A 4,254-nucleotide genomic window follows, 5' to 3' on the forward strand; every position below is an offset into this window, starting at 1 on the left:
GCCGACTGGCTGGCCGACGAAGGCATCGCCTCGATCTCGCTCAATCCCGACACGGTCATTGAAACCTGGCAGCGCCTGGCAGCGCGCTGACAGTCGGTTGGGAGCCTGCAAATGCAGGCGTGATGAACAGGCATTTCTGCACCGAAGCGGCCCCAAAAGGGCCGCTTTCTCATGGGCTCGCGGGTAAGCACTGAGGCGAGGGTGCCGACGCGGCCGCTTCGAGTCAGTTTGTCGTAAGCCCAGGTTTCAAAATGACACCAACCCCTCGGAGCGCCATGCTGCTGCTTGTGACCTCGATCAAACTCATCGCCGAAATCGCATTGTTGGCACTCGCCGGGAGGTGGCTGCTCGGCCTGCTGGCCGGCGCCAAGCGCGAGCAGAATTTGTTCTATCAGTTGCTGTCGATCATGACCCGGCCCTTCACCTCGGTCTTCCGCAAGATCACGCCCAAGGTGGTGATCGATCGACACATTCCGCTGCTGACCTTCGTTGCGCTGACCTGGGTTTGGGTGTTCGCGCTGCTTCAGAAGGTCGAACTGTGCCGCGGCAACATTGGTCAGGGACTGTGCCAATGAATACCGCTCCCGACCGGCGCAGCCGGCCAATGCGCCTGCAGTACCTTCTGCTGAAATGGCGTGCCCAGGCCGGCCTCGTGCTCGGCCTCCGTCAGTTCGCGCTCGACGCCTTCGACGAAATGCTGGCGCTGCGGCCCGGCGATGCTTATGCGCTGGCCAGCCGCGCTCATGCGTCGGCGCAAGCCGGCGACCGTGCCGCGGCCATTGCCGACTATCGCGCCTTGCTGGTCGTCAACGCCGATCATGCGTCGGCCTGGTTCAATCTCGGCTTCCTACTCGAACAGCAAGGCGAACTCGACGAGGCGCGCGCCGCCCTGGAGCGCGCCGTTGAACTCGAACCCAAGCTCGACCGCGCCTGGTACGGGCTGGCGCTGGTGGCAATTCGCCAGCGCCGCTTCGACGACGCGGTCGTCGCGCTCGAGCGCAACACCAAACTGCAGCCCATGAGCCCGCACGGCTGGTATCAGCTTGCGCGTGTTCAGGTCGATCGCCATCAGCCTGAGGAGGCGGTGAAGATCATTCGCCACCTGCAGGGTTTCGAGCCCAAGGTCGCCGCTCAGCTCGAGCGCGAAACCGGCTTGCTACTCACGCCGCGTTCCGCTGGCTGAGATGGTGATGCGCGCGATAAGAGTCCTTCGGTGACCCCCCGTCGGGGTCGAGACAACAGTGTCGAGAGGAGTGCAGCAATGCAGATTACGGAAAACCAACGTGAATATTGGCGCAAGAACCTGAGGATCACGGGAATCCTGCTGGCGATCTGGTTCGTGGTGACTTTCGTGATGGCGTACTTCGCCCGCGACCTGAACTTCAACTTTTTCGGCTGGCCCTTCAGCTTCTACATGGGCGCGCAGGGATCGCTGATCGTGTACGTGATCATCATCGGTTTCTATGCGCGGTACATGAACCGTCTCGACCAAGAACACGGCGTTGCCGAGGAGGAATGACATGGCTGGCTTGACACCCACTGCGGGCAGCGGTCGCGCTGCCAATGCTGCTTTCAAGAAGCAGCTCAACAAGGTCTATACCTGGTACACGGGCGGATTCATCGCCTTCGTCATCGTGCTCGCAATCCTCGAGCAGATGGGCCTGCCACGGAACTGGATTGGCTTCATCTTCCTGATCGCCACCGTGGCCCTGTATGCCGGCATCGGCATCATGAGCCGGACTACCGATGCGTCGGAGTACTACGTCGCCGGCCGGCGCGTGCCTGCCATCTACAACGGCATGGCGACCGGCGCCGACTGGATGAGCGCGGCCTCGTTCATCGGCATGGCTGGCACGCTCTACCTCACGGGCTTCGGCGGCTTGGCTTTCATCATGGGGTGGACAGGCGGGTACTGCCTGGTGGCGCTGTTCCTCGCGCCCTACCTGCGCAAGTTCGGTCAGTTCACGATCCCGGACTTCCTGGGAGAGCGCTACGGCGGCAATGCGGCGCGCTTCATCGGTATTTTCGCGGCGATCCTGTGCTCCTTTACTTATGTTGTGGCGCAGATCTACGGCGTGGGCATCATCACTGCTCGCCTGAGCGGCTTGGCGTTCGAGATCGGCGTGTTCGTTGGCCTCGGCGGCATCCTGGTCTGCTCCTTCCTCGGAGGAATGCGCGCAGTCACCTGGACTCAAGTGGCGCAGTACATCATCTTGATCATTGCGTACATGATTCCGGTGGTGTGGCTTTCGGTGAAGCAGACCGGTGTGCCGATCCCGCAGGCGATCTACGGCCAACAGCTCCAGAAGGTCTCCCAGCGTGGCGACGAGTTGCGCGTCGATCCGAAAGAGCTCGAAGTCGTGAACATCTTCAAGGAACGTGCGGCCGCCGCCGATGCGAAGCTCAAGGACGTGCCGACCGCCATGGCGGCTGACCGTACCGCCGCCGAGCAAAGGCTGACGGACCTCAAGTCGTCTAACGCACCGCTAGCCGAGGTTCAGGCCGCCGAGAGGCAGGTGGCTGCATTGCCGGCGAACGAAGAAGCGGCTCGTGCCTCCTACACCGCCGCCAAGACTGCCAACGCGGGCCGTGCTAAACCGCTGAACGGCATGCCGAACCACGCGCAAATCTACGCCGGCAACCCGGACGGCACCGAGGCAGAGCAAGCGGCCTTCAATGACTCGCGGCGCAACTTCATGGCGCTGGTGTTCTGCCTCATGGTGGGTACGGCCGCATTGCCGCACATCCTCATGCGCTACTACACCACGCCGTCGGTGAGGGAGGCGCGCGAGTCGGTGACCTGGTCGCTCTTCTTCATCTTCCTGCTGTACTTCACTGCGCCGGCACTGGCGGTGCTCGTCAAGTTCGAGATCTTCAACAACCTGGTGGGCACACCCTTCGATCAACTGCCGGCCTGGATTGCCAACTGGGCACGCGTCGATCCGACGCTGATGTCGGTCGCCGACGTCAACGGCGACGGCATCTTCCAGTTGAGCGAGATGAAGATCGGCGGCGACATCATCGTGCTGGCCACGGCGGAAATCGGCGGTCTGCCGTATGTGGTGTCGGGCATGGTGGCTGCGGGCGGTCTGGCGGCGGCGCTCTCTACGGCCGATGGCCTGTTGTTGACGATCGCCAATGCGCTGTCGCACGACCTGTACTACAAGATGATCGACCCCAACGCCTCCACTTCACGCCGCGTCACCATCTCCAAGATGCTGCTGCTGGTGGTGGCCCTGTGTGCGGCCTACGTGGCGTCGCAGAAGCCGGCGGACATCCTGTTCCTGGTTTCGGCGGCGTTCTCGTTCGCGGCGGCCGGCTTCTTCCCGGCGCTGGTGCTCGGCATCTTCTGGAAGCGTGCTTCCAGCGCCGGCGCCGTGCTGGGCATGATCGCCGGCCTGGGCACGACCATGTACTACATGGCCCACAACCAGGTCTGGATGCGCGGTATCTTCGGCATCACGGAGCCGATCAGCCTGTGGTTCGGCATCCTGCCGATCTCGGCCGGCGTGTTCGGCGTGCCGGTCGGTTTCGCAGTGATCATCCTGGTGAGCCTGTTCACGCCGGCACCGAACAAGAAGGTGCAGGAGCTGATCGAGCACGTTCGCTACCCGAACCTGCGCGGCGATACCGTGCACAGCCTGGGTACCTGAGCGGCAGGCCGGCTGCGGCCGGCCCTTCCTTTCAAAAGCGGCCTGCGTAAATGCAGGCCGCTTTTCTTTGTGCGGCGCCTCCGATGGTCTGGAAGAGGCGGGCGGCTATACTCTTTGGCTTGCCTTGCCGCACCCCCAGTTGACACTAGGGGGCGGCTTTCCCGCCGACTGCGGTGTTGCTGCGAGCCAGTGACCGCCCAAGCGGAATCCACAAGGAGATTGAATGCGTCACTACGAGATCGTTTTGCTGATCCATCCGGATCAAAGCGAGCAGGTTCCGGCCATGCTCGAGCGCTACAGGAGCAGCATCACCGCCGCCGGCGGCACGATGCACCGGGTTGAGGACTGGGGCAGGCGCCAGCTGGCCTACATGATCAACAAGCTCGCCAAGGCGCACTACCTTTGCATCAATATCGAGTGCAGCAAGGAAACCCTGCTCGAGCTCGAGACGGGCTTCAAGTTCAACGACGCCGTGCTGCGCCACCTGACGGTGCAAAAGAGCAAGGCCGAGACGACGCCCTCGGTGATGATGAAGGCGGTCGAGCGCGAAGAATCGCGCAAGGCGCCGTCGCCCCCGCCGCAGCAACAGCAGCAGCAGCAG

5 protein-coding genes are annotated in these 4,254 nt (G+C 62.9%); all 5 read left to right on the forward strand.

Annotation, left to right across the window (positions count from 1 at the left end; all coding sequences use genetic code 11):
- Window positions 1-275 precede the first annotated feature (275 nt).
- Complete coding sequence (locus H0W38_RS17670) at window positions 276-575, forward strand: hypothetical protein (RefSeq protein WP_292456514.1); 300 nt, start codon at window positions 276-278, stop codon at window positions 573-575.
- Window positions 572-1,183, forward strand: a complete 612-nt coding sequence (locus tag H0W38_RS17675; RefSeq protein ID WP_292456517.1) for a tetratricopeptide repeat protein — start codon at window positions 572-574, stop codon at window positions 1,181-1,183. Before H0W38_RS17670 ends, H0W38_RS17675 begins: the two co-directional genes overlap by 4 nt.
- 78 nt (window positions 1,184-1,261) lie before the next feature.
- A complete protein-coding gene (locus tag H0W38_RS17680) occupies window positions 1,262-1,519 on the forward strand; it encodes a DUF4212 domain-containing protein (protein WP_292447801.1) in 258 nt (85 codons plus the stop codon).
- Between the two features lies 1 nt (window position 1,520).
- On the forward strand, window positions 1,521-3,653 hold the full coding sequence (locus H0W38_RS17685) for a sodium:solute symporter family protein (RefSeq protein ID WP_292456519.1): 2,133 nt from the start codon (window positions 1,521-1,523) through the stop codon (window positions 3,651-3,653).
- A 223-nt stretch (window positions 3,654-3,876) separates the two neighbouring features.
- On the forward strand, window positions 3,877-4,254 hold a 378-nt coding region (gene rpsF / locus H0W38_RS17690), incomplete at its 3' end, for a 30S ribosomal protein S6 (RefSeq protein WP_292456520.1).

It is taken from the genome of Methylibium sp., assembly GCF_013817365.1.
In the GTDB taxonomy this organism is placed as follows: Bacteria; Pseudomonadota; Gammaproteobacteria; order Burkholderiales; family Burkholderiaceae_C; genus Methylibium.